This is a genomic window from uncultured Halomonas sp. (assembly GCF_947501415.1).
Classification (GTDB): Bacteria; Pseudomonadota; Gammaproteobacteria; order Pseudomonadales; family Halomonadaceae; genus Halomonas.
Genome location: NZ_CANMVL010000002.1, coordinates 23228 through 48181, shown reverse-complemented (window position 1 = coordinate 48181; position 24954 = coordinate 23228). Strand labels below are relative to the sequence as shown.

The window sequence follows — 24954 nt, the reverse complement described above, 5'->3', positions numbered from 1 at the left end:
ACATGAGTCATGCCCACTCCTTTAGTTTGTACTCGAGCTCATTCAAGTCGATTTCGATCGCCATAGTTTCCCTCGCCTTCGCACTCTTTGCGGTTTCGTTCGAGTCGATTGAGATCACCGATCGTTCCCGCTATGTTGTACATATTGCTGCTGCTGACGTCATACTGTTTCGTTACCTCCCCGAAGGGCTTACCGCTTATCTGGTTAATGAGCCCCTGTGGAAATTCATGAACTATGCCTTGAACCTGGCCTTCGATGACCCCCTTGATGCAATCAAGTTCTATGTGTTTATTGCTTCGTTCGTCAGCGCCTATATCGTATTAAGCCACGATTCCCGTTACTTCCTTCTGCTTCTTGCCTTCATTTTGTTGCCTCAGTTTCTCAAGAATTACATAGCCCACCTGCGACAGGGAGTGGCGATCAGTGTCTTCCTGCTAGGGTGGTTCGGGTTCTCGGGAAAGCGGCGGATTTTCATTATCATGCTGACCCCCTTTATACATGCATCCTTCTTCTTTTTCATGTTTATCCTGGCGACACAGAAGTTGCTCTCATATATCAATATCACTATCGCACCAAGGATGATTCTTTACTTTATCATCATCACGGGAATGAGCCTTGCCGCTCTGGTTATCGCCGAGGCACTGGGAGCCCGGCAGACCAGCTATGAGTATTTCGGTGCTGATATTTCGGGCAAGGGGTTCGTGTTTTGGCTCGCGATATTTTCACTATTTGCCTCACAAGGTGGGGCTTTTATCCAAAAGAATCTTCTTGCCATGAGTGTGCTGTTGTTCTACCTGGTGTCCTACACCTTCCTGCCAGTGGCCGCCAGGGTCTTCGAGAGTGGCATTATTCTGGTGCTACTCGCCTCACTCTCCCTGTCGCCTGGTCGCTTTCTGCTGTTTCTGCCGGCATTCTTCTTGTTTTTCTTTATGCAATGGCTTCCTCGCATTGGCGTTGAGGGCCTGGGATGGATGGGAACATTCTGATGAAAATTTTTCACCTGATTACCATACTGGAAGATGGCGGGGCGGAGGCGGTGCTTTACCGGCTGTGCGCCAATGACAGGAAGAACCAGCATATCGTGATCTCCATGCAGGGCCGTGGAAAGTATGGCCCCATGCTCGAAGCGGCGGGTGTTGAGGTTCACTGCCTGCATATGCCCGCCGGACGTCTTACCTGGTCAGGGGTAACGGGCCTGTTCAGTCTGCTGAAACGCGAGCGGCCTGATCTCCTTCAGACATGGATGTACCATGCCGATCTGGTGGGCGGCATCATCGGCCGCCTGGCCGGAGTCAAGCATATCTACTGGAACATACGTCACTCGGATCTGGCGCCCGGCGATGCCAAGCGCGCAACGATCCTGGTGGCAAAGCTCTGTGCGCGCTTGAGTGGCCTTATCCCACAGCGGATCATCTGCTGTGCTTCCAAGGCTCAAAGCGTGCACAGGGCGCTGGGATACCGAGCGGCGAAGTTCACCATTATCGGCAATGGCTATGACCTCTCCATCTTCCGACGAGATCCAAGTCAACGAGAGGCTCTGAGGGAAGAACTCGGTCTGGCTCAGGATGCACTGGTGCTGGGCATGGTAGGACGCTTCAATGAGCAGAAAGATCATGCCACCCTGATAAAAAGCCTGCAGCGCCTTCGAGATCAGGGAGTCGAGTTTACTTGCCTGCTGGTCGGCAAGCAGATGACGGCCGATAACCCGACGCTTGCGGCCTGGATCGACGAGAATGGGCTACGCGACTATATTCGGCTCCTCGGCCAGCGAACGGATATTCCCGCGGTCATGAATGCCCTCGATATTCATCTTCTATCCAGTTCGTCGGAGGCCTTTCCCAATGTGCTCGCCGAGGCCATGGCCTGCGGCACGCCCTGTGTGACTACCGATGTGGGGGATGCTGCCGAGATCGTTGCGGATATCGGTCGCGTGGTGCCGCCGCGTCAACCGGCGGCCATCGCGGCTGCGCTTCAAGAGCTAATCGAAGAGTGCCGGTCGAAACCCCAGCGCTGGCAACAGCGCCAGGCGGCCGCGGTTGCACGCATCGCTGATTGCTTCTCCCTGGCCTCCATGATCGCGAACTATGACCGAGTGTGGCATGAGGGCAGTAGGGGCGTCGAAGACACGACCACCAGCACGAGTTTTCTGCAGTAATCATTACAGGTTTCTTGTCCCCTACGATGCTAGTTTCCTCCTTGTTGGCTTTTGTATTTTTTTGCTTGTTCAATGCGTCAATTTCTATTTTTAGCAGCAGGGTGTTTCCGATTGCTAAGTAATTGTGAGCGATCTTTATCAATAAAATCATGCTTCACATTACTGTTGCAGAGCGCCTACTATTCAAGTGAGTCGTAGATTTTTAACTTGTTTAGATAGGTGTTTTCTATATAAAAAGCTTCGTGGATAAATAATAACAATATAGAGAGCGATTAAATATATAGAATAGTCGCATGTAACGGTAATCACACGGCGTGTCTCGTCGGCACACAACAGGCCAGGCAAGCCGGGGGCAGAGCAATGCAGAAGACAGTGGCAGCGCTGGCTATTCCGTATGACGGCATCAAGCAGTGGCAGGCCGATGCACTGGAGAGTGTGGCGCGCTATCTGCAGGTCTCGCAGTTGATGCGAGTAAAATGCGCAGGCCAGCCGCCTCGTTGTCACCCCGTTGGCTATCGCCTGATGTGCGCACTATATCGTCGGGGCGATGAATTAAAGCCAGTGCACCTGCCTATTGCTCATCTCGCTCAGCGCAGCGTTTCACTGGAGCAGGGGAGAGCAACCAGCCGCCTGCCGGACGCTGAGGTCGAGCTCCTGCATCAGCAGGGCGTCGAGTGGATCATCAACTTCGGCGTGCCTCTCGAGCCGCCTCCCGGCATCGATATCATCAGCTATCAAACGAATGCTCCCTTGCACGAGAGCGAGGGGCTGCCAGGCTTTCACGCGCTTCGCCACAACGCCGAGCGCATCGAGATTTGTATCGAGCGTCATGCCAAGAGTGCCCCAGAGCGAGGCGTGCTAGCGCGAGGTTACTCCCGGGTCCACGGCGACTCCCTGGTGCGAACGCTTGGCGAGTTCTATCGGAGTGCCGCCTTGCTGCTCAAGCCGGCGCTGGAGAGTCTACGCAGCAGAGGCGGCCACGATATCGCCGAGGCGCTGCAAGGCTCTGACCCAGACCCTGTCATCCCCGATAACTTGACGGTTGCATCCGTCGTCATCAAGGCCTCGAGCCGTTACTTTCGCGGGCTCCTCCATCAAACGCTGATGGAGCAGCACAGGAATAGCATCTCCACCCGGTTCGATAACCTGCAAGAGCTAACCAGTCTCAGCATCCGCCCCGGTGTACTGGCGCACACGGGCGGTTCCCTGCGTGACAATGTCGGTCCCCCTCGCCCTATATCCCTACCGGGTCACGATGCGCATACCAGCCTTTCAGGCACAGCGAGAGCGAGCAAGTGCCGTGGGCGAGGCATGCTCCAGGGCGAGGCATTTCGGGCGAGAGGCGTGCCCGATGGCACCCTGTTCTGGCATGGCGGCGTCTTCTATCTGTTCGCCAACGATGATGAGGGCGCGTCAGAGCACTGTCTCAACCTCTATTACAGCCATGAGCTGAGGGGCCCCTATGTCGTCCATCCCAGGTCCCCCATCGTGATCGACCCCTGTTCGGCGTGGATGGGGGGCAGGATCCATGTCGATGAAGGCCGGCTCTATCGTTTTGGTCGGGATACCTGCCGAGGCGACGGTGGAGGATTGACGGTGAGTGAGATCCTGACCTTGTCGCCGCAGGAGTACCGTGAGCAGAGGGTAGGCAAGCTTGCCTTCAGCGATGCGTTCGGCCCCCAGTCTATCGATATCCATGGCGATCGGGTCGAGATGCACTTCTTTACCGAGCAGGTCGCGCTCTTCGCCGGCTACCGTCGGCTTATGACGCGCCTGCTGCATCGGTTCACGCAAAACGAGAAGGGTGATGGCCTTACGGCGGCGAAAGAATACATCGGTCGCAATGCGTTGCAAGAGGGCAGTATCCAGGACCTGGCGGAAGGCGACGACACTGGTGCCATCGCCAAATCATTTATCGCAGAATCACCCATCGCCGAATCACGGATAGCCTGAGCCGAGCTCCTCCCAGTAGCGTCCGAGCTGACGCTCCTCGGTCAAGGGGTAGAGCGCATAGCGCCGGTTCAGCCTTGCTCCCCCGTCACGGGTGAGGGGCTGCCAGGAGAGATTGGCCCATTTACGGCTGGAGCGCGTGAAGAAAGCATCCAGCGGGATCGAGACATATAGTCCCTTGTCGAAGTCGCCTTCACCGAAGTCGTCGCCGGCATCGGTCCAGGTCGCCCAACCGCCAACCCTGACACCCGAGTCGAACTCCCGCGACAGATCCACCGTAGTGCCGTAGTCACCGGCCAGGTAGCGCCCCACGCTGACCTTGGCGAGAACATCCTCCACGCCGGTTTCCATATAGGCGCTCAGATGGCCCGTCCAGGTATCGTAGTCGCGCATCTCGAAATCCTGACTGAAATCGCGCTGACGCACCCAGTTCATATCGGCCCCCACGGCGATGGGGCTGTTGAAGGGGCGATAGAGCAGTTCGCCTCCAACACCGGCGAACATCATCTCCAGAAGCCCACCGTAGCCCATGACGTACCAGTCCTTGCCCAGCTGTCCGCTATGGGTGTACTGCAGGTTCTCGATGCCCACATCCGATTCGGCGAGGTAGTCACCGATGAAGGTGCGTACGCGAGGTAGTTCCGACTGGCCGCGATAGTCGTAGTTATCCAGGTTGTCGGCGGCGGTCAACGCCAGCGTGCCCGACAGCCAGGCATTTGGGGCGGTATGGTACTCCGCGCCGGCCACCGCCATCAGGCGGTAAAGATAGCCGTCCGGGCCACCCAGGTTCTGGTCGAGGCGTGGGCCCAGCCGCCAGTCGAAGCGCCGCGGCTCACCGCGGTAGAGGGGCATGCCGTCATTGTCCAGATTGGCATGGTCGGTGTGTGAATAGTTGGTGTGTGAATAGTTGGTATGGGCATAGATGCCGTGCCGATGCTGGGCCTCGTGCTCGCTGGAGCGTGTCGCAGCGACCAGAGCCTCTCGCTGGTGGACGTCCTCGCGCAGGTCCATGCCACGGTTTTGCCACTGAAAGTGGAAGCGTTCGACCTCCTCGTCCGCCTGGGCATGCAGGATACGCCCAGCACGCCCTTCACTCTCTGCGAGTGAGCGGTAAGTCTCGGGCTCAGCCACCACACGCAAGGCCTTCCCCTGCTGGGAGATGCTGGCCACTCGCATGCCCGCATTCTCCTCGAGCTCCTGGGCCACCTCGGTCCAGTTCTCGCGTGGCGCGGCATCGATATTGGCCGGCGGCGGGTCGTGCTTGACCTGGCTAAGCCCGGCCAGGTCGATATTGTAGCTGAGGCCTGCCATGGCGGTATTGCCGCGCTGCCAGCCGCCGCGCAGCTCGAGATTATCGGTCAGTGCCAATCGCGCACCGATATTAAAGCGAGAGTCCTGCTCCTGATCGCTATCGAGGGGCTCGTTGGTGTAGTCGTTGCCCTCGTATTCGAGTTGCAGCACCAGGGGTTGCCAGGGCGTCTGGTATTCGATGCCACCGAACAGGGCCATGGGCCCCCGGAAGAATGCATCCACGGCGAACTCACCGCCGCGATCGCCGCCGGCCCGTCGTGGGCGAGTGTCAAAGCTATCGGAGACCCAGCCCAGGGGCGAATCGACGTCAGAAGCATTGCCCAAATACCCCCAGCCCATGCCCAGGCTGAAATCCAGGTCATACCAGCGCTTGCTGGCCACCAGGTATTCGGCGCCAAACAGTGTGGTGCCGCCCAGGTCGCGAAAGCCCAGCGCCAGCTCCGGCCAGTAACGGTTCTCCTCCAGCAGCCGCAGCTTCAGGTCGAAGCCCTTGTCGAGGAAGGTGCGATCCCCGGCGATCGCCTCGCCGTATAGCCGGTCCTCGATCTCTACATAGCGAAAACCGCCCTCAAGCCACTCTGCGGGTTGCAAGAAGATGCTGTAGCGCCGGAAGGGCTCGGTGCGGCTGGCGGCGATCGACATGCTTCCCACGGGCGCCATGCGCGCCGTGGGAGTCTGCATCAGACCGACGCCGCCGAAGTCACTCTGGCCGGCGCCCAGCTTGCCGGCCAGACCATCTGCCTGGGCCGACATTGCTTGCGTCAGCACTGCCGCTCCACCGAGCAGCACGACAGTCAGCAGGCGAGCGTGGCGTGAAGGGGCGTGTCGTGACGTGACCAGCGTTGACGTGTGTCTCATGGCACATTCCGTATGCGGCAATCGTCGCCGGGCAGGCGCGAGGCCAACAGCTCCGGCAGATGCGTGTTGATCAGATCGGCTTCATGGGTGGTGCCGGGGAAGGGCAGGGCGCCGCGCAGGCCTTGGCGAGTCGGCAGCTCCAGCACCACGCGTGAACCCGGCACCAGCGGCGTATGCTGGTGGTTCCAGGCGGCCACGCCGCGCCGATGAATTTGCCCCATGGGGGTAATCAAGGCGGCATGGTCGACGTTGTCGGCGGCCGCGGATGAAAGCGTTTCGATGGCCGCTGACAGAGACAGCTCCGGCACCCAATCGATTCGCGTCACCCCGTCACGACTCCACAACTCGACCCACTGCGGGCGGCTGCAAACGCCCAGCTGAGCGATACGCGAAAGAGGCGGATTATTGCGCAGGTGGGCGCCCAGCCATGGCAGATCCATGCGGCCGGGGGTGCGCGCCTCCGCGAGGGGCCATTCGGCGAGCTCACGGCGCCAGGCCATCAAGGCCGCAGCGCCCTTGGTGTCACCGGCGACCCGCGCGCTTACCGCCAGCGTGGCAAGCTCGCCAACCATCCGTTCACGACGCTCCCCCAGCTTGGAGGCGGTATCATGGCGCAGGGCGAACGCCTGCTGCCACGCCACCGGGCCAGGGTGCGCCTGCTGCCACCACAACCAGGCATCGATCAGTGTTTCGGTATCGGCGGCTTGGGTATCGGCGGCTTTACTAGCGATGGCCTTGCTAGCTGTCTCGCTATCCGTGGGTTGCGCCATGGCGCCCGTTGCCGCCGCTCCCAGCCAAAGGGTAGCCAGCAGGGCGCTCGCCAGACGTGTGGCGCAGCCGGTCTTATATTGCTTCATCGGTTCCCTGATCCCCGGTGGTTGGCCTGCTTCGTGACCTGTTTCTAAGCGTGTATGGCGTGGCGACACTGAAGCCTGAACAGGATGGCGACGCGGTCGCACATCGGGCTTGCGAGAAGCCAGTGGTGTGGCGTGTGGGGGGCGTTACCACCAGGCACGGGCAACCTCCCAGCGAATCCTCGGGCCATCGGGCCATGCCACGCCGTCGCCGGCCCACAGGCGTCGCGTCTCGGCATCGCGCCACAGCCGCGTGCGGGTCTGGCTGCCATCCTCCCAGGCCAGCTGCATGGTGCAGGGCTCCAGCGAGCGTGGCCCGAGTGACAGGTCACGCGGGGATGACTGATCACAGCTCAGGGTGCCCTGGGCGGCCAATTGGCGCGGCAGGCCGTCGGCGGCTTGCCAGCGGCGCTCGATGCGGAATGGTTCTGGCGATGCCTGGCGCCAGGGTACGAAGTCCGCCACCTGGGGAGAGTTGCCATCCAGCGGCAGGTAGCGGGTATCCAGCAGGTCCTGAGAGAGCCCCGCGGTAGCCTGCAGACCCTCATGGTAGAGCACCAGCATGCCCTGATGACCGGTGGGCCAGTAGCTGGCCGGGCCGGCCAGGGCCGCCAGCACCACCATCCCGGCGCGATCCTCGGTATCCACCACCAGGGTGGCGTATTCGAGCGACTCGGCGCGCTCGGCGGCACTGCTCTCGTCAGGGAGCAAGGAAGTGATGGCACTACCCAGCGGTGAGGCTCCACCGTTGGCACAGCCGGTCAACCCTGCAAGCAGGGCCACGCCCAAAAGACGCAGCCTCGGCCGGAATGAGTGAACAAGGCGGCTTGGTATCATGCGCATCGACCTAGAAGGTGCCGGTGGTGCCAGTGGTACCCGTGGTGCCGGTGGTACCCGTGCCTGAGCCACTGCCGGAATCATCACCGGCGGTCGCCGCCACGGCAATACCCAGCCCCGCCACAATACCGATGCTGGTCAGTGCTACCGTGGAGAGACCGGTGGCGGAGGCAAACCCGGCAAAACCACCGGCACCGGCACCAGCTCCAGCACCAGCTCCTGCGCTGGCACCCGAGGCGGCACCGCTGCCACCCGCCGACTCGGTCCCCTGAGCCAGAGAAAGTGGGGCAGTCAGCATGCCGGCGATGGCTATCAATGCAATCTGCTTCTTCATGGTGAGCTCCAATGGTCAACTTGGATACGAATCGTAACGTTATGCGTCACTAGAGTATAGCCCGCAAGACTTGTCTTGTGCCTCCCGTTCCCCGCCCCTAGCCCCCTCGCTCCTCGCTCTTCGTACCCCGTTCTTCGCCCCATGCATGTAAGAGATTGCCGACAATAGTCGCATCTGGGCTGGTGTGCTGGTTCGCCAAGCCAGGTTTGTGTAGCATACCCGACGATTTTCACGGCACTGCCTTCCCAAGAATAAAGCCGCAGTTCAACTATCAGCGGTTCCGGTGTTTTGGAGCCTCGTCCAACGGTTCCGGTGTGCTGGAGCCTCGTCTCGATCTCGTCTGTGTGACGAGTCGACGCCTGAAGTGTAGCCACCCAGCGAGACATCGTGCCGGCCTCGGGGATGTGCCATGTCACCCTGAGGCGGTAGCGTGCCCCGAGGGGAGTGTTTCTTGTAGCCAGATAGCTTGACCTAGTCTATGGTGTGTTTTTTTGGTTACACTTGATTACATGGCCGATCTAGGCGACCTGTCCAGGCGCAAAAAATTGGCTCAACACGAACTGGCGTGAAGCTGTTCGGCAGTGAGTGATCGGCAGTGAGCGATTAGGTAGCGAAACCCCAGTGGGTAGAGGAGCATCCCTCCTCCCCACAGGTTTCACGCCAGTCTGCGATGAATCTAAAAATTGCTGAGAGATGTTATGCCGGCCTCGGGGATGCGCCAGTCACCCCGGGGCGGTAGCGTGCCCGGAAGGGCAGGGCGGGTGGTGAGGCCAATGGCCAGCGTGCCGCCTTAGGTTTGGATTTGTTAAAGCGTGGCTTGGGTTCAGGCGCAGTTCCTGGTCACGCATGCCCTCTGATCACAAACTCAGTCTGCAAGCTCATCCTACGAGCTAAGCCTACAACCTCAGCCCACAACCTCAGCCCACATCTTCTGTTCACATTTGGTTACATGGTGTAACCTTGTGGCAGCATCACCACGATTTACCGAACCATCAGTCAAGCAACGGACGAACAACAGTCGAACAGCAGAGGTCGTTACGCATGCGCCGAATTCGCCGATTCACCCAGTCCCTGGCCCTGTCGGGCACCGTTCTGCTTACCGGCTGCTCCCTGGCGCCGGGTGGGCATATCGATTACGACGCCGAAATCGCACCGATCGATGACCTGGTCGAGATCCAGCCGATTACCCCGGCGCTGGTCGCCAATTATCGTCAAACGGTCAGTCGTGTAACGCCGATGCCGAATGATCTGCGTCAGGCGATCGACAACTACCAGTATCATGTCGGCCCCGGCGATGTGCTCACCATCATCGTCTACGATCACCCCGAGCTGACCATTCCCGCCGGTAGCGAGCGTAGCCCCGAGCAGGCCGGTAACAAGGTGCGCCGTGATGGCACCATCTTCTACCCCTACATCGGTCGAGTTAAGGTGGCGGGGCGTACCCTGGATGAGATCCGCAACGAGCTCGCGCGGCGCCTGGCCGGCTACCTCGCCGAGCCTCAGGTCGATGTGCGTATCGCCTCCTACAACGCCAAGAAGGTCTACGTCAGCGGGTCGGTGCAGGAGCCCGGTGCCTTGCCGATCACTAATATGCCCATGACCCTGCTGGATGCCATAAGCCAGGCCGGCGGCGCCCAGCCCGATGCCAACTGGCATGAGGTGATCCTGACCCGTGATGGGGTGGAAGAGCGTATCTCGCTGTATGCGCTGACGCGCCAGGGTGACCACAGCCAGAACCGTCTGCTGCGCGACGGCGACGTGCTCCATGTGCCCAGCGCTGCCAACCAGGGCGTGGCGGTGATGGGGCAGGTGCGCAGGCCCGGTAACCTTGAACTCGGCAACGAGCGGCTGTCACTCACCGATGCCATCTCGCGAAGCGGTGGCGTCAATGAGGAGAGCGCCGAGCCGACCGGCATCTTCGTTATCCGCACCAATGATGTGCAGCAGGCAGACAAGTTGGCCACCGTCTTCCAGCTCGATATCAGCAACGCCGTCTCCTTCAGCATGGGCAACCACTTCGAGCTGCAGCCCCAGGATGTGGTCTACGTGACCACCGCGCCGGTAGCCCGCTGGAACCGCGTGATCAGCCTGTTGCTGCCTTCACTGGTGTTGCCGGGTAATGTGGCCTCCAGTGCTAGCGATGTTCGCGATCTGTAAATCGGATAGCGAATATTGGTGACTGTTAAACTCAAGGTGTAAGTCAAACGAGGATATCGCCGCTACCATGTTTCAGCGCATCCTGGTGGTATGTACCGGCAACATCTGCCGCAGCCCGGTCGCCGCCGCCATGCTGGCGCGGCACCTGCCGCAGCGCGAAATCGCCTCTGCCGGGCTGGGTGCCCTGGAAGGGCATGGCGTGGCGTCTCAGGCACAATGCCTGGCCGAAGCCGACGGGCTTGATGTCAACGCCCATAGTGCCCGCCAGCTCACGCGCGAGATGCTCAGCGCCCATGATCTGATACTGGTCATGAGCGAAGGCCAGCGTCGTGCGGTGGGCGAGCTGGCGCCGGAGGCGTTGGGCAAGACCCTGCTACTGGGGCGCTGGCTCGACCAGGGCAAGGGTCGCGATATCCCCGATCCCTACCGCAAGAGTGATGAGGCCTTCGCCCACGTGCACCGTTTGCTTACCGACGCCACCGCCGCCTGGGCCCAGCGAATCTGACCGCAGCCCGGGCAGCGGTGCGCCGCGCCTTGCATTCCCCGTTCACTCGTATATTCATCAAGGCTCCCATGACCGAGAACACACCCAACACCCCACCAAGCGACGAGATCGACCTCGGTCGGCTCTTCGGGCTGCTGCTGGATCACAAGTGGATGATCCTGTTTATCACCCTGCTGTTCACCGTGGGCGGCGTGGTCTATGCATTGATCGCCACCCCCGTCTACCAGAGTGATGCACTGGTTCAGGTGGAGCAGCGCTCGTCGCTGAGCCCGCTGGGGGACCTCGCCAATGTCATGGGCGATGCGGTGGGGCCCACACCTGAGAGCAACACCGCCGCCGAGGTGCAGATCCTGCAGTCGCGCATGGTGCTCGGGCAGGTAGTGGAGCGCACCGATCTGGATAACGTGGTGAGGCCCAATAGCGTGCCGCTGGTCGGCGATTTCATCCTCCGCAAGGGAATCGAGCGACCCGAGCTGTTCAAGGGCAACGCCTATGTATGGGGTAACGAGTTTCTTACCCTGGGACGCCTCGAGGTCGCCGGCCCGCTGCTCGGCGTACCGCTGACCGTGACCGCCCTCGACAAGGGACGCTATCGCCTGACTCTGATGGACAAGGAGGCCCCTCGTGAGCTGGGTGAGGCGCGCGTGGGTGAGCTTGCCAGCTTCGAGGAGGGTCAGATTCAGCTGCGCCTCGCCGAGCTTCAGGCCGCACCGGGGGCCGAGTTCACCGTGCTCAAGCGCTCGCGCAATGCCGCCATCCGCGATCTAGGGCGGCGCCTCAGTGTCAGCGAAGTGGGCGGTGGCCGCAGCGCCAGCACCGGCATGCTGCGCCTGACCCTGACCGGCACCGACCGCCAGGAGATCAGCAAGCGCCTCGATAGTGTTGCCGAGACCTTCCTGCGCCAGAACGTCGAGCGCCAGTCGGCCGAGGCCGAGCGCAGCCTGGATTTCCTCGAGCAGCAGGCACCCAAGGTGCGCGATGATCTTGCCGCGGCCGAGAAGCGGCTTAGCCAGTACCGGGTGGAGCAGGATAGCGTCGACCTCACCTCCGAGGCTCAGGCCGCAATCCAGCAGTTCGTGGAACTCGATAGCCGACTGAGCGAGCTGGAGTTCCAGGAAGCGGAGATGGCCCAGCGCTACACCACCAGCCACCCCAACTATCAGGCGTTGCTGCGCCAAAAGAACCAGCTTCAGGAGCGTCGTGCCGAGCTCAACCAGCGGGTCGAGCGTCTGCCCGCTTCCCAGCAGGAGGTGGTGCGTCGCACCCGTGATGTGGAGGTCTCCCAGGCCATCTACGTCAATATGCTCAACAAGATGCAGGAACTGCAGATCGCCCGGGCCGGTACCGTGGGCAACGTTCGCATCATCGACAGCGCCCAGGCCGGCGAGTTTCCCATCGCACCCAAGCGCCCGCTGATCGTGGTGCTGGCCACCCTGCTCGGCGGCATGCTGGCGGTGGGCATCGTGCTGGTGCGCGGGCTGCTCAATCGTGGTGTGGAATCTCCCGATCAGATCGAGGATGCCGGGCTGCCGGTTTATGCCACCGTGCCGCTCTCCGATGAGCAACGCAAGCTCGTTCGCCGCATCAAGGGCTCACGCAAGAGCGGCTCCCGCGAAATCGTCAGTGGCGTGCTGGCCGAGCGTGCCCCGGCGGATACCGCCACCGAGGCGATGCGCGGCCTGCGCACCAGCCTGCACTTCGCCATGCTCGAGGCCACCGATAACCGCCTGGTGATCACCGGGCCCAGCCCCGGCATCGGCAAGAGCTTTGTCACCATCAACCTCGGGGCCATCTGTGCCCAGGCTGGTCAGCGGGTGCTGGTGATCGATGCCGATATGCGCAAGGGCCATGTCCATCATTCGTTCAATGAAAAGAGCGAAGGCGGGCTCTCGGAGCTACTGAGTGGCCGCCTGACTATCGATGGAGCGATTCGCTCGACCGAAATCGACGGGCTGGACTATATGTCACGCGGTGTGTCCCCGCCCAACCCCTCTGAATTGTTGATGACGGCCACCTTCACCGACCTGCTCGAAGAGGCCAGCCGTCGCTATGACCTGGTGATCCTCGATACGCCGCCGGTGCTGGCGGTGACCGATGCGGTGCTGATCGGTGCACAGAGCGGCACCACGCTGATGGTGGCCCGCTTCCAGGCCAACCCCATTCGCGAGCTGCAGATCGCCCGCAAGCGGCTGGAGACCGGCGGGGTCACCGTCAAGGGTGCCATCCTCAACGCCATGGAGCGCAAGGCCGCCGCCAGCTATGGCTATGGGTACTACCAGTACTCGTACAAGTAAGTAATTTTCTACTACTTGAAGGGACCCTTGCTCATATGTTCGAACGACGAGCGGGGTGGGTCACATAGAGAAAAGTGACCAGGAAAAGCAGCATAACAATTTGTTACAAAGTGGCAGGATAAGAAGGAGAGTACAACATTCGGTGACCTGAGGTCACAGCAGACGTCAAAGGGCGCAAGGGGCCGAACATGGCAAAGAGTCTCGTGGATGGGGAACAGCAACCCCGAGCGGTAGGCGAAGCCCCCGAATCCATGATCAACATGGCTCGGGAAGGCGCTCCCTCGATCTCCAGCTTCGGTCCTCCATCCATGGTGAACCACGCCAGAGTTAGCCAGGTGGCAGCGCGGGGCCAAGACCAGCTTCAGGCAAGCGAAGCCACCCTAGCCCAGGCCCAGGCAAGCGAAGCCACGCTAGATCGGGACCAGCCAAGCCAGGCCAGGCTAGACGAAGCCGGCCCAGCACAGGGGGGCTGGCCCCGCCAGTCTGGCAAACCGGTTCGCCACTTTCGTCAGGTTCAGCCCAGCGATGAAGACAGCGACATGGATCGTCGCCGCCGCCACGCCAGCCTTCACCAGCGGTTATTGCATAGCTGGCGCGTTCAGCGCCTGGTGGGGCTGCTGGTGGCCGTCGTGCTGCCCGCTGGTCTCCTTTGGGGCTGGGGCTTCTGGCAACAGGCGACAAGCGCACAGTGGGTGGCGCTGGGTGGCGCCATCGCCGCCTGCTTGGTGCCTCTCATGGCCGTGCAACACCTCTCGCAGTTGCCCGGCACCCGTGCTCATCAGCTGGTCATTCCGGCATTGAGCGTCTGCTACGGCGTGTTATGGGGTGGGCTGGAGCTGCTGGCTGTTCCCCATGATGGTTGGCACTTGCTCTTCAGCTATGTGGTAGCGGCGATCGTCCTCAGCGCGGCCTACCTGTTGACGGAACCGCACCGACGGCTGCATTACGCCGTGGTGCCCCACGGTCGAGCCCGTGAACTTAGCCAGCACACCACGGCGGAGTGGCACGTGCTGGAGTCTCCCAGCCTGGAGGGCCTGCATGTTGATGGCGTGGTGGCCGACCTGCGTTGCGGCCTTTCGGAGCCCTGGCAGCGCTTTCTCTCCGACTGCACCCTGCATCGCATTCCGGTCTACCACGCCAGCAGCACCTTTGAAACGCTGACCGGGCGAGTCTCGTTGCAGGATAATCGCATGGGCAACCTGCAGCCCGACGAGGGCTACGAGATCCTCAAGCGATTTCTCGATGTGGTGGGGGTGCTGCTGCTGCTGCCGCTACTGCTGCCGATCATGGCGGTAACCGCCGTGGCCATTCGCCTGGAGACCCCGGGGCCGGTGTTCTTCACACAGCCGCGCATGGGACTTCACTTCCGGCCTTTTACCGTCTTCAAGTTTCGTAGCATGTATATCGATCGCAAAGGTGACGGCTTCACCCAGGATGGCCACGACCCGCGTATTACCCGGGTAGGGCGGGTGATTCGCAAGTACCGCATCGATGAGTTGCCTCAGGTATTCAATGTGCTCAAGGGCGACATGAGCCTGATTGGCCCACGCCCGGAGTCGATGGATCTCTCGACCTGGTACCGCGACGATGTTCCCTTCTTTCACTATCGCCATGTGGTGCGCCCGGGAATCTCCGGCTGGGCCCAGGTGGAGCAGGGCTACGCGGCGGAGGTCGATGGCATGAACCGCAAGCTGGAGTACGATTTCTACTACATAAAGCACTTCTCGTTCTGGCTCGATGTGCTGATCGTGATCCGCACCCTACGCACCATCTTTACCGGCTTTGGTTCACGATGAAGCAAGAGTATTGACCCCAAAATATTGATCCCGGATAGACAAAAGGCACTCATGAAGATTCTTGTGACAGGCAACGCCGGTTTTATCGGCTTCCACACCGCCAAACGCCTCCTAGAGCGCGGCGACAGCGTGGTCGGCTTCGATGTGGTCAACGACTACTACGACCCCGCCATCAAGGAGGCTCGCCTGGCGGAGCTGGACGCCACCGCCTCGCGCACCGGTGCCGACTACACCTTTATCCGTAAGGACCTGGCCGATACTCAAGCGGTGGATGAGGCCTTCAAGGCCCACAAGCCCGATCGGGTTATCCACCTGGCTGCCCAGGCCGGCGTGCGTTACTCCCTGGAGAACCCCCACGCTTATGTGCAGAGCAATCTGGTGGCGTTTACCAATATCCTCGAGGCATGCCGGCATCACAAGGTGGAGCACCTTACCTACGCCAGCACCAGCAGCGTATATGGCGCCAACACCAGCATGCCGTTTTCCGAGCATGAAGGGGTCAACCACCCGCTGCAGTTCTACGCCGCCACCAAGAAGGCCAACGAACTGATGGCCCATAGCTACAGCCATCTTTTCCAGCTTCCCACCACCGGGCTGCGCTTCTTCACCGTTTACGGCCCATGGGGCCGGCCCGATATGGCGCTATTCCTGTTCACCAGGAAGACGCTCGCCGGCGAGCCAATCCCGGTGTTCAACCACGGCAACCACACCCGGGACTTCACCTATGTGGATGACATCGTCGAAGGGGTGATTCGCGCAAGCGACGATATCGCCGCCCCCAACCCCGAGTGGAGCAGCGACAGCCCCGACCCGGCCACCAGCAACGCCCCCTACCGGATCTTCAATATCGGCAACAACGACCCGGTAAAGCTCTCCGCCTATATCGAGGCCATCGAAGAGGCGCTGGGCAAGCCGGCCATCAAGGAGCTGCTGCCGTTGCAGCCCGGTGATGTACCCGATACCTACGCCGATTCAAGCGAACTCGAGCGTGCCGTAGGCTACAAGCCCGCTACCCCCGTAAAGCAGGGTGTCGCCAACTTTGTTGCCTGGTACCGAGACTACTACAAGGTTTAAACACTCCTTATCGCTAAACGTCAACAATCCGAACTGTAAAAGCTCAGCTTGCTGCGGCGACCGCAATGGCTATTTCGCGCCGGGTCAGACACCGGCCAGGGATGGCCGGGGGTCTGACCCAAGCTGCCTACCGTCTTGGCCATGGAAAACGCATGAAAAACGGCGCTACGATGGGCTTTGTAGCGCTTTACCAGTAGGGCTAATGTGGTCATCTAGCGGCTTTTGCGCATGGATGATCCAATGCTGACACCGTCGCTAATGCACCATTTATCGATCGATACTGACTTCCGCCAGGCGTGGAAAGTGCAACATCAGCTATCCGACATCCTCTTTTTGACCGTCTGTGCGGTGATCTGTGGTGCAGAAGGATGGGACGAAATCGAAGATTTTGGCCACGCGAAGCTCGATTTTCTTCGCCAGTACGGCGATTTTGAAGCTGGTGCCCCAAGCCACGACACCTTGGCCAGGGTGATGGCTCTGGTCAATGCCGAGCAGCTGCAATGTGCGTTCGCCGAGTGGATGAAGGCCTGCCATGACGTGAGTGAGGGCGCAGTGGTGGCCATCGATGGCAAGACGTTGCGCGGCTCGTATTGCCGTGGCAAGAACAAGGGTGCCATCCACATGGTCAGTGCCTTCAGCGCGGCCAATGGCGTTGTGCTGGGGCAGGTCAAGACGGCACAAAAATCCAACGAGATTACGGCGATTCCTGAGCTCCTAAAGCTGCTCAATCTGCAAGGCTGCCTGGTAACGATCGATGCCATGGGTTGCCAGAAAAAGATCGCCACTCAGGTCCTACAGAAGGGTGCTGATTATCTGTTGTCAGTGAAGGGAAATCAGCCGGCCTTGGCTGACGCCTTCGAAAGAGCGTTCCCCATAGCTAAGGTGGCGAATTTTGAGGGGGATGCCTATGTCACAGATGAGAAGAACCGAGGCCGGCAAGAGACGCGCTATCACATCGTGAGTGAGCTTTCCGAGGAATTTCAGGAGCTTAGCTATGAATGGCCAGGCCTAAAAACGGTGGGAGTGGTGATGAGCTTCCGCCAAGAGGGTGATGAAGCCCCTGAGGAGCCGATGATCCGCTACTACATCAGCTCAGCTGATCTCAGCGCTAAAAAGCTCGCCGAAGCGGCCCGGCAGCACTGGCACATTGAGGCAAAACTTCACTGGTCCTTGGACGTGGCGCTTCGTGAGGATGCCTGCAAAATCCATCGCGGACAGGCGGCAGAAAACCTCGCCAGGGTCCGGCATATTGCACTGAATTACTTGAAAGGGGAGAAGTCTTTCAAGGGCGGAGTTCGGCAAAAACAGAAGAAAGCGGCGCTGGATGATACCTATCTGGCAGACATTCTCGCGGTGTAGGTTTTTTCATGCGTTTTCCCTGAGGCCAACTTCATCGCCATGATCTACCTGATTGGCAGCCCGGTGGGCCGCCTGTTCGACCAGGCCAAATCCACATGAAACGACGAAGAACCGTTTTTTCATGCGTTTTCCCTGGGCGATCAGCACGTCTTCCTGCTCGGTAGTGAGCGTGGCCAGTAGGTTGTGGCGTGTATGCGGCCGGTCATGGACATCGTCGCGGTATCGCCAGCGGCGTATGGTCGAGTCGGATACGCCATACTGACGGGCCAACTCGCTATCCGTGATGCTGGAGGGTGCTGCCTGGATCTCGGCACGGATTTTCGGTGTCGTGGTCGCTTGCTTATGCAGCTTGATGTCCATGAACCTGCTCCCGGATGAATTGCTGTAGAAGCTCTCTGGCTGCCAGCAAAGGATAACTCCTATAGCTCATTTGATCATCCGGGACCCTACACGTACGGTCCAAAGGGCTGCGGTTATTCTATGAATCCAGGCATGGATCGATCAGCGCTCCTATGAGTGAGGCGGGTTCAGTGACTATCCATCTGCAAGTGACAGAAATCAAAGAGAACTAATTTCAGTGAGTCTCAAGCGACAAGCTATCACCGGAGTGAAATGGAGTTTTGTACAGCAACTTAGCGTACAGATAATTAACTTCGGTGTACAAGTAATTCTAGCAAGGCTGCTGACACCCGAAATGTTCGGTTTGATTGCTATGGTCATCGTTTTCGTATCTATCGGGGCGACGCTGATGGACAGTGGTATGACCAGCTCTCTCATCCGCACCAAAACGCCAGAGCAAAAAGATTATTCCACTGTGTTCGTAACCAACTTGATTGTAAGTTGTTCTGTTTATGGATTGGTCTTCATAGCTGCGCCTTATATCGCAGCCTTTTACAAACAGGCCGTTCTAACCGACATAGTCCGTGTGCTAGCATTAAGCTTTGTTATCCGTTCATTCGTTGCTGTGCATGTTGCAAAACTTACAAAGGAAATGAACTTCAAGCTCCAAATGCAGCTGCAAATCCCATCGGCGATTATTGGGGGGGGTGTTGGTGTAAGCATGGCCTACACAGGGTATGAAGTATGGAGCCTAGTGTGGCTTAATCTCGCGCAAGCATTGGTGTTTACTGTCCAGAACTGGCTTTTCATTCCCTGGAAGCCGTCGTTGGTTTTCGATAAAGAAAAATTCAAACACCACTTTCGGTTCGGTTACAAGTTAACCTTGGCTAGTCTTATCGATACCATATTCAACGACGTCTATCGAATTGTGATCGGAAAATTTTACTCTCCTGTTCAGGTGGGGTACTTTCATCAAGCCGAAATGTTGCGATTGTTTCCTGTGCAGCAGCTTAGTGCTGTGCTGGGAAAGGTTACTTACCCATACTTTTCTAATATAAATAGCGATGCTTCCCTAAAAAGCGCATACAAAAAAACCATGAAACTGGTAATATCTGTCACTTTCCCTGTCATGTTAGTGTTGATACTGCTAGCCGAAGAGTTGATTCGTTTTTTATTAGGTGAAAAATGGTTGCCTGCCGCTCCTTATCTTCAAATATTAGCAACGGCATCCATTATACGCCCTGTTAGTGTATATAACTTGAATATATTGAAAGTAAAAGGACGAAGCGATCTGCTACTCATTATTGAAGTTGTTAAAAAAGCTTTAGGGGTCTGTTTTTTAGCGGCTGGTCTGGCTTATGGTGTAATGGGCATAGTTGTCTCCTTAGTTCTTTTCTCTTTTTCTTCATATATAATAAACTCGAGTGTTAGTGGAAGTATAATTAATTATCCACTATGGGCGCAACTGAAAGACATGCAGGTTGTTGTGGTGGTTGGTCTTGCAGTTTATTTATTTATATACTCTATTAAAGGTGCGCTAGGAAGTTTTAATTATCCTGATTTTTTGTTGATTATAGTGTTTGGAATGCTAACTTTAATGCTGTGCGCAAGCCTTAGTGTTTTTTTCGATAAAGACTTGAAAAGAATTGTCTGGAGCTTAAGAAAATAAGCTTTCTTAATACTATTAATAAAAAAACGTTCAACAAATTCAATCAAATGGCAGCCACTAAGGCCAAACGCAACACATGGCTCATTAGGTACGGTGTTGTCATAAAGCACTGCTATCGCCATCTTGATCTTACCCAGCATTGGTGGACACCGATCTAAGCGACCATTCGAGCTTCGAAGGTCTCCGGGCTGATCATCCTGATAGCACTGTGCCGGCGCTGCCGGTTGTAATCCAACTCAATGTACTCGACCACTTAGCGAGGCATGGGTTCCTGGGTTACGAATCGCTCGCCGTGAATGGCTTCGACCTTGAGGCTGTGAAAGAAGCTCCCGGCGCAGGCCTTGTCGTAGCAGTTGCCCTTGGCGCTCATGCTGCACTGTAATGACCCCCTGATTTTTTCACACCCTACGCGGCTAATGCCGGGTGTGCTCGGGGTGCCATATAGCCCAACGACTGATGTGGCCGCACTTCGTTGTAGTACCGGATCCAGCGGCCGATCACCGCTCGGGCCTGGCCCAACGATTCGAACCGATGTTGCCAGATGCACTCTTCCTTTAAGGAGCGGAAGAAGCGCTCGACGAGCCCGTTCTGTTCTGGTGTATACGGCGTCGTGAACTCCTGCGTCAGCCCATAGGCCTTCACCGTGCCCGTGTAGTGCCGGCTACTGAAGACCAAGCCGTAGTACCTACGGAACATTCTGGTTAGCGGCAGCCATCGTGGCCAAAGAGATCCTTGTGTGACCCACATCATCACAAGGAGACCGACGATGGCTGCCTCCACTCAGCTTATGCCAGACACCGTGTATGTCGCGATCGATATTGCCAAGCGTTACCACGATGTACTTGTTTGCTGGCCCGATGGTCAGGGAAAATGCATGAAAAACCGCTCTACGACGGGCTTCGTAGCGCTTTACCAGTAGGAGCTTATGTGGTCATCTAGCAGCTTTTGCTCATGGATGATCCGATGCTGACACCGTCTCTTATGCACCATTTATCGATTGTTCCCGACTTCCGCCAGGCGTGGAAAGTGCAGCATCAGTTGTCAGACATCTTGTTCCTGACCGTCTGTGCGGTGATCTGTGGTGCTGAAGGTTGGGACGAGATAGAGGATTTTGGCCATGCGAAGCTCGATTTTCTGCGACAGTACGGCGATTTTGAAGCTGGCGTCCCAAGCCACGACACCTTGGCCAGGGTGATGGCTCTGGTCAATGCCGAGCAGCTGCAATGTGCGTTCGCCGAGTGGATGAAGGCCTGCCATGACGTGAGTGAGGGCGCAGTGGTGGCCATCGATGGCAAGACGTTGCGCGGCTCGTATTGCCGTGGCAAGAACAAGGGTGCCATCCACATGGTCAGTGCCTTCAGCGCGGCCAATGGCGTTGTGCTGGGGCAGGTCAAGACGGCACAAAAATCCAACGAGATTACGGCGATTCCTGAGCTCCTAAGGCTGCTCAATCTGCAAGGCTGCCTGGTAACGATCGATGCCATGGGTTGCCAGAAAAAGATCGCCACTCAGGTCCTACAGAAGGGTGCTGATTATCTGTTGTCAGTGAAGGGAAATCAGCCGGCCTTGGCTGACGCCTTCGAAAGAGCGTTCCCCATAGCTAAGGTGGCGAATTTTGAGGGGGATGCCTATGTCACAGATGAGAAGAACCGAGGCCGGCAAGAGACGCGCTATCACATTGTGAGTGAGCTTTCCGAGGAATTTCAGGAGCTTAGCTATGAATGGCCAGGCTTAAAAACGGTGGGAGTGGTGATGAGCTTCCGCCAAGAGGGTGATGAAGCCCCTGAGGAGCCGATGATCCGCTACTACATCAGCTCAGCCGATCTCAGCGCTAAAAAGCTCGCCGAGGCGGCCCGCCAGCATTGGTATGTCGAGAATAAGCTCCCCCCCACTGTCACGCTAGTTGGAGTATCAGCGGCTGTTAGACTCTGAACCATATGGGGCGTGATGAGGTTCCGATGAAGTACTCCGACGAGCGCCGGGAAGCCATCCTCAAGAAGCTGCTCCCACCGCACAACCGCACGGTGGCAGAAGTGGCCCAGGAAGAAGGCATCTCCGCTGCGACACTGTACAACTGGCGCAAGAAGGCTCGGCAAGCAGGCCGTTTGCTACCTGACCAGAGCGATGATCCCGAAGGCTGGAGCTCGCAGGACAAGTTCCACGCCGTTCTGGAGACAGCGGCCCTCAGCGAGGCTGAGCGTGCTGAATACTGCCGGCAGCGTGGCCTCTATCCCGAGCAGGTCCAGCGCTGGCGTGCGAGCTGTGAAGGCGCTAACGACCGAAGTGATGCCGCCACTAAGCAGCAGAGTGAGGCACGCAAGGCGGAGCGCCAGGAGAACAAGGAACTCAAGCGCGAGCTCCGCCGCAAGGAGGCCGCGCTGGCGGAAACCGCTGCACTACTGACATTGCGAAAAAAGGCCCGAGCGATCTGGGGGGACGAGGACGAATGATCAGCACTTCAGATCGCCAGGACGCCATACAGCTGATCGATGAGGCCCGCGCCGAAGGAGCCCGCCTGCAAGCCGCGTGTGCAGAACTCGGCATCGGTACCAACACGTATCGCCGCTGGGTGCGGGGTGATCAGGATCGCCGGCCTCAAGCGGTGAGGCCTGTCCCGCGCCATGCCCTATCGCCGGAGGAACGTCAGCAGGTGCTGGAGATTTGTCATCGTCCTGAGTTCGCCAGCCTGCCGCCCGGGCAGATCGTGCCGCGGCTGCTGGACGAAGAAGGCCGCTACGTGGCGTCAGAGTCCAGCTACTATCGCATCCTCCGGGAGCATGGTGAGCAGCACCACCGTGGCCGCGCTCGCGCTCCACGTCCCAAGGGCGACCCTCAACGGCACCGCGTGACACGCCCCAATGCCTGCTGGAGTTGGGACGTGACCTACTTGCCAACCCGTGTACGAGGGCAGTTCTACTACCTGTACATGATCGTCGATATCTACAGCCGCAAGATCGTCGATGCCGAGGTCTTCGATCAGGAGTCCATGGCCAACAGCAGCGAGGTAATCCAGCGTGCCGTACTGCGGGAAGGCTGCATCAACCAGCCACTGGTATTACACGCTGATAGTAATACTACAGATACCAGATCTAATTGGATTAGACCGGTTCTTAAAAACCAAGCTAACCTTTGCAAGTCTGGTGTCGTTGAGACTCTGAGGTTGCCTGACTCACACGCCGATAGACTGACACCCATGTCCTTCCATTGACCCGTCGGCACCTCAGATTTTTCGACGACGAGGGTTCACCTCTCGTCGATGCCTGTGACCCAAGAAGGGCCTGACTGCCTGTCTCGTTACTGTCTTGTCCATGCTATCGATCACGGTGAAATGTCATTGCTACGATTGCCGATAGTGTGAGGGCGTGACAATGAATAAGAAGACAAGTTTCGAAGAAGCCGTGGTCATTGGAGGTGTTGATACCCACAAGGACTTTCATGTGGCGGCTGTTGTCAATGAACAAGACCATGTCCTTGGGAGTGCCAGCTTTCCTTCGACAAGGCACGGCCACACGTTGCTGCTGAATTGGATACGCTCCTTCGGCAATATTGATCGAGTGGGCGTGGAATGTACCGGCACATATGGCGCCGGACTGATGCGATACCTTCAGCAGGCAGGCGTTACCATTCTGGAGGTCACGAAGCCCGATAAGTTGTCACGCCATAAGAGAGGCAAGGATGACACGATCGACGCTGAGAACGCGGCGCATACGGCCTATGCCGGTATCCGTACTGTCACGCCCAAGACCCGCGACGGTATGGTTGAAGCCTTGCGGGTTCTCAAGGTGTGCCGCAAGATGGCGGTTGCAGCTCGCCGTGTGGCATTGCAGATGATACAGACGCAGATCGTATCAGCGCCCGACGCTCTTCGTGACCCACTGCGGAAAATGACCCGAATGAAGCTCATTCGCACCCTTACCGCCTGGCGCCCTGAGCTCGATGGATATCGCGATGTGACGACGGCTTATCGTATTGCATTAAAATCCCTGGCGAGGCGCTACCTGGAGCTGAGTGACGAGGTTGCTGACCTGGATGTGATGATCGCGGCCATCATCGACGAACTGGCACCGGAGCTTATTTCTCGTACAGGTGTTGGGTATGAGTCAGCAGCTCAGCTCCTGATTACTGCCGGAGACAACCCAGAACGCCTCCACTCGGAGAGTAGCTTTTCCGCGTTGTGTGGCGTGAGCCCGATCCCCGCATCGTCAGGAATGCGGCAGCGCCATCGCCTCAACAGAGGAGGCGATAGAGCGGCCAATAGTGCCTTGCACATCATCGCAATTGGCAGGCTTAGGGTAGACCCAAAGACCCAGGACTATGCACAGCGCCGGTTGACGGAAGGCCTGTCAAAGATGGAAATACTTCGCTGCCTGAAGCGATACATTGCGCGTGAGGTTTACTACATCCTGCGTAGGCGAGGCCGGGAAATCAGCCAAACACAAATTGCTTGAATGTTTTACTTGACACTTAGAAGGGCGTCAATGGCTCCGCCATGAAAGGCTCGACGCTTCAGGCGACGCTGCAGCGGTTAAACATCACCCCGTCGTACAGCCGCCCTCGGGTCTCCAATGACAACGCCTTCTCGGAGTCGCTGTTCAGGACCTGCAAGTACCGGCCCGACTACCCGATGGACGGCTACGAGAGCCTGTTAGCGGCGCAGCAGTGGGTGACGCGCTTCGTGCAGTGGTACAACCACGAACACCGCCACAGCGCCATACGGTTCGTCACCCCAGGTGAGCGGCATGCCGGCCTGGATAACGAGGTGCTGGCAAGGCGAGACGCCATCTATGCCGAGGCGAAACGGCAGCATCCCGGGCGGTGGAGCAGTGCCACCCGCAACTGGACACCGCGCCGGTCGGTCTGGCTGAACCCCGACCAGGAAGACCCGCTGGTTCAAAAGGATCAGCGATTAGAAGCCGCCTGATTCCAGGTTCCAACAAGCTTGACAGTCATCGCTCCATTGGTCTTTAGACGTCGCTCTCCGTGAGGATGCCTGCAAAATCCATCGCGGACAGACGGCAGAAAATCTCGCCAGGGTCCGGCATATCGCGCTGAATTACCTGAAAGGTGAGAAGTCTTTCAAGGGTGGAATTCGGCGAAAACAGAAGAAAGCCGCGCTGGACGAGACGTACCTTGCCGACGTTCTCGCGGTGTAGGTTTTTTCATGCGTTTTCCCTGAGGCCAACTTCATCGCCATGATCTACCTGATTGGCAGCCCGGTGGGCCGCCTGTTCGATCAGGCCAAATCCACATGAAACGACGAAGAACCGTTTTTTCATGCGTTTTCCCTGCTTAACTGACTGGCATTACGCCAGGGTCCGGCATATTGCACTGAATTACTTGAAAGGGGAGAAGTCTTTCAAGGGCGGAATCCGGCGGAAACAGAAGAAAGCGGCGCTGGATGATACCTATCTGGCAGACATTCTCGCGGTGTAGATTTTTTCATGCGTTTTCCCTGAACTTGA

20 protein-coding genes and 3 pseudogenes are annotated in these 24954 nt (G+C 58.4%); 16 read left to right on the top strand and 7 right to left on the bottom strand.

Features of this window, described 5'->3' with window-relative positions:
- The first annotated feature begins 2 nt into the window (after positions 1–2).
- From Q0894_RS01010 to Q0894_RS01000, 3 genes are all read left to right on the top strand, one after another.
- The gene (locus Q0894_RS01010) at positions 3–986 is read left to right on the top strand and encodes a hypothetical protein (RefSeq protein WP_299230704.1); all 984 of its coding nucleotides are present in this window, start codon (positions 3–5) and stop codon (positions 984–986) included.
- The gene (locus Q0894_RS01005; RefSeq protein ID WP_299230702.1) at positions 968–2155 is read left to right on the top strand and encodes a glycosyltransferase; all 1188 of its coding nucleotides are present in this window, start codon (positions 968–970) and stop codon (positions 2153–2155) included. Before Q0894_RS01010 ends, Q0894_RS01005 begins: the two co-directional genes overlap by 19 nt.
- A gap of 360 nt (positions 2156–2515) precedes the next feature.
- Positions 2516–4108, top strand: a complete 1593-nt coding sequence (locus Q0894_RS01000; protein WP_299230701.1) for a hypothetical protein — start codon at positions 2516–2518, stop codon at positions 4106–4108.
- Here Q0894_RS01000 and Q0894_RS00995 read toward each other — a convergent pair.
- From Q0894_RS00995 to Q0894_RS00980, 4 genes are all read right to left on the bottom strand, one after another.
- On the bottom strand, positions 4094–6274 hold the full coding sequence (locus Q0894_RS00995; RefSeq protein ID WP_299230699.1) for a YjbH domain-containing protein: 2181 nt from the start codon (positions 6272–6274) through the stop codon (positions 4094–4096). The two genes, Q0894_RS01000 and Q0894_RS00995, sit on opposite strands and share 15 nt — an antisense overlap.
- Positions 6271–7131, bottom strand: coding sequence for a capsule biosynthesis GfcC family protein (locus Q0894_RS00990; protein ID WP_299230697.1), 861 nt, complete (start codon positions 7129–7131; stop codon positions 6271–6273). The genes Q0894_RS00995 and Q0894_RS00990 overlap by 4 nt, the downstream gene beginning before the upstream one ends.
- 144 nt (positions 7132–7275) lie before the next feature.
- Entirely contained in the window at positions 7276–7911 is a 636-nt protein-coding gene (locus tag Q0894_RS00985; protein WP_299230696.1) for a hypothetical protein, read from the bottom strand.
- A 64-nt stretch (positions 7912–7975) separates the two neighbouring features.
- A complete protein-coding gene (locus Q0894_RS00980) occupies positions 7976–8299 on the bottom strand; it encodes a hypothetical protein (RefSeq protein WP_299230694.1) in 324 nt (107 codons plus the stop codon).
- Positions 8300–9340: 1041 nt separating this feature from the next.
- Between Q0894_RS00980 and Q0894_RS00975 the strand changes: the two genes are divergently transcribed.
- From Q0894_RS00975 to Q0894_RS00950, 6 genes are all read left to right on the top strand, one after another.
- On the top strand, positions 9341–10456 hold the full coding sequence (locus tag Q0894_RS00975; RefSeq protein ID WP_299230692.1) for a polysaccharide export protein: 1116 nt from the start codon (positions 9341–9343) through the stop codon (positions 10454–10456).
- Positions 10457–10523: 67 nt separating this feature from the next.
- Complete coding sequence (locus Q0894_RS00970) at positions 10524–10961, top strand: low molecular weight protein-tyrosine-phosphatase (protein WP_299230690.1); 438 nt, start codon at positions 10524–10526, stop codon at positions 10959–10961.
- Between the two features lie 68 nt (positions 10962–11029).
- On the top strand, positions 11030–13255 hold the full coding sequence (locus Q0894_RS00965; protein WP_299230688.1) for a polysaccharide biosynthesis tyrosine autokinase: 2226 nt from the start codon (positions 11030–11032) through the stop codon (positions 13253–13255).
- A 188-nt stretch (positions 13256–13443) separates the two neighbouring features.
- Complete coding sequence (locus tag Q0894_RS00960; protein ID WP_299230686.1) at positions 13444–15051, top strand: exopolysaccharide biosynthesis polyprenyl glycosylphosphotransferase; 1608 nt, start codon at positions 13444–13446, stop codon at positions 15049–15051.
- Between the two features lie 51 nt (positions 15052–15102).
- On the top strand, positions 15103–16125 hold the full coding sequence (locus Q0894_RS00955) for an NAD-dependent epimerase (protein ID WP_299230684.1): 1023 nt from the start codon (positions 15103–15105) through the stop codon (positions 16123–16125).
- Between the two features lie 240 nt (positions 16126–16365).
- A complete protein-coding gene (locus Q0894_RS00950) occupies positions 16366–17484 on the top strand; it encodes an ISAs1 family transposase (protein WP_299230683.1) in 1119 nt (372 codons plus the stop codon).
- A 135-nt stretch (positions 17485–17619) separates the two neighbouring features.
- Here the strand turns inward: Q0894_RS00950 and Q0894_RS00945 are convergent.
- Positions 17620–17844: pseudogene (locus Q0894_RS00945) on the bottom strand (helix-turn-helix domain-containing protein); the annotation flags it as partial.
- A 217-nt stretch (positions 17845–18061) separates the two neighbouring features.
- Here Q0894_RS00945 and Q0894_RS00940 point away from each other — a divergent pair.
- Positions 18062–19492, top strand: coding sequence for a lipopolysaccharide biosynthesis protein (locus Q0894_RS00940; RefSeq protein WP_299230681.1), 1431 nt, complete (start codon positions 18062–18064; stop codon positions 19490–19492).
- Positions 19493–19646: 154 nt separating this feature from the next.
- On the opposite strand, the pseudogene Q0894_RS00935 reads toward Q0894_RS00940, so the two are convergent.
- Positions 19647–19883: pseudogene (locus Q0894_RS00935) on the bottom strand (IS3 family transposase); the annotation flags it as partial.
- Positions 19884–19897: 14 nt separating this feature from the next.
- Positions 19898–20188, bottom strand: coding sequence for an integrase core domain-containing protein (locus tag Q0894_RS00930; RefSeq protein WP_299230679.1), 291 nt, complete (start codon positions 20186–20188; stop codon positions 19898–19900).
- Between the two features lie 70 nt (positions 20189–20258).
- Between Q0894_RS00930 and Q0894_RS00925 the strand changes: the two genes are divergently transcribed.
- The 6 genes and pseudogenes from Q0894_RS00925 to Q0894_RS00900 form a co-directional block, all read left to right on the top strand.
- Positions 20259–20411: a hypothetical protein gene (locus tag Q0894_RS00925; RefSeq protein ID WP_299230668.1), complete on the top strand. Its 153-nt coding sequence runs from the start codon at positions 20259–20261 to the stop codon at positions 20409–20411.
- Between the two features lie 32 nt (positions 20412–20443).
- Positions 20444–21424 (top strand): ISAs1 family transposase, encoded by a 981-nt coding sequence (locus Q0894_RS00920; protein WP_299230666.1) that lies wholly within the window; start codon positions 20444–20446, stop codon positions 21422–21424.
- Positions 21425–21450: 26 nt separating this feature from the next.
- On the top strand, positions 21451–21942 hold the full coding sequence (locus Q0894_RS00915) for a transposase (protein WP_213115374.1): 492 nt from the start codon (positions 21451–21453) through the stop codon (positions 21940–21942).
- Positions 21939–22700 carry a DDE-type integrase/transposase/recombinase gene (locus Q0894_RS00910; RefSeq protein WP_299230657.1) on the top strand — a complete coding sequence of 254 codons (762 nt, stop codon included), beginning with the start codon at positions 21939–21941 and terminating at the stop codon, positions 22698–22700. The genes Q0894_RS00915 and Q0894_RS00910 overlap by 4 nt, the downstream gene beginning before the upstream one ends.
- A gap of 160 nt (positions 22701–22860) precedes the next feature.
- Positions 22861–23940 (top strand): IS110 family transposase, encoded by a 1080-nt coding sequence (locus Q0894_RS00905; protein ID WP_299230655.1) that lies wholly within the window; start codon positions 22861–22863, stop codon positions 23938–23940.
- Between the two features lie 29 nt (positions 23941–23969).
- Positions 23970–24413 (top strand): annotated as a pseudogene (locus tag Q0894_RS00900) (integrase core domain-containing protein); the annotation flags it as partial.
- Positions 24414–24954 lie beyond the last annotated feature (541 nt).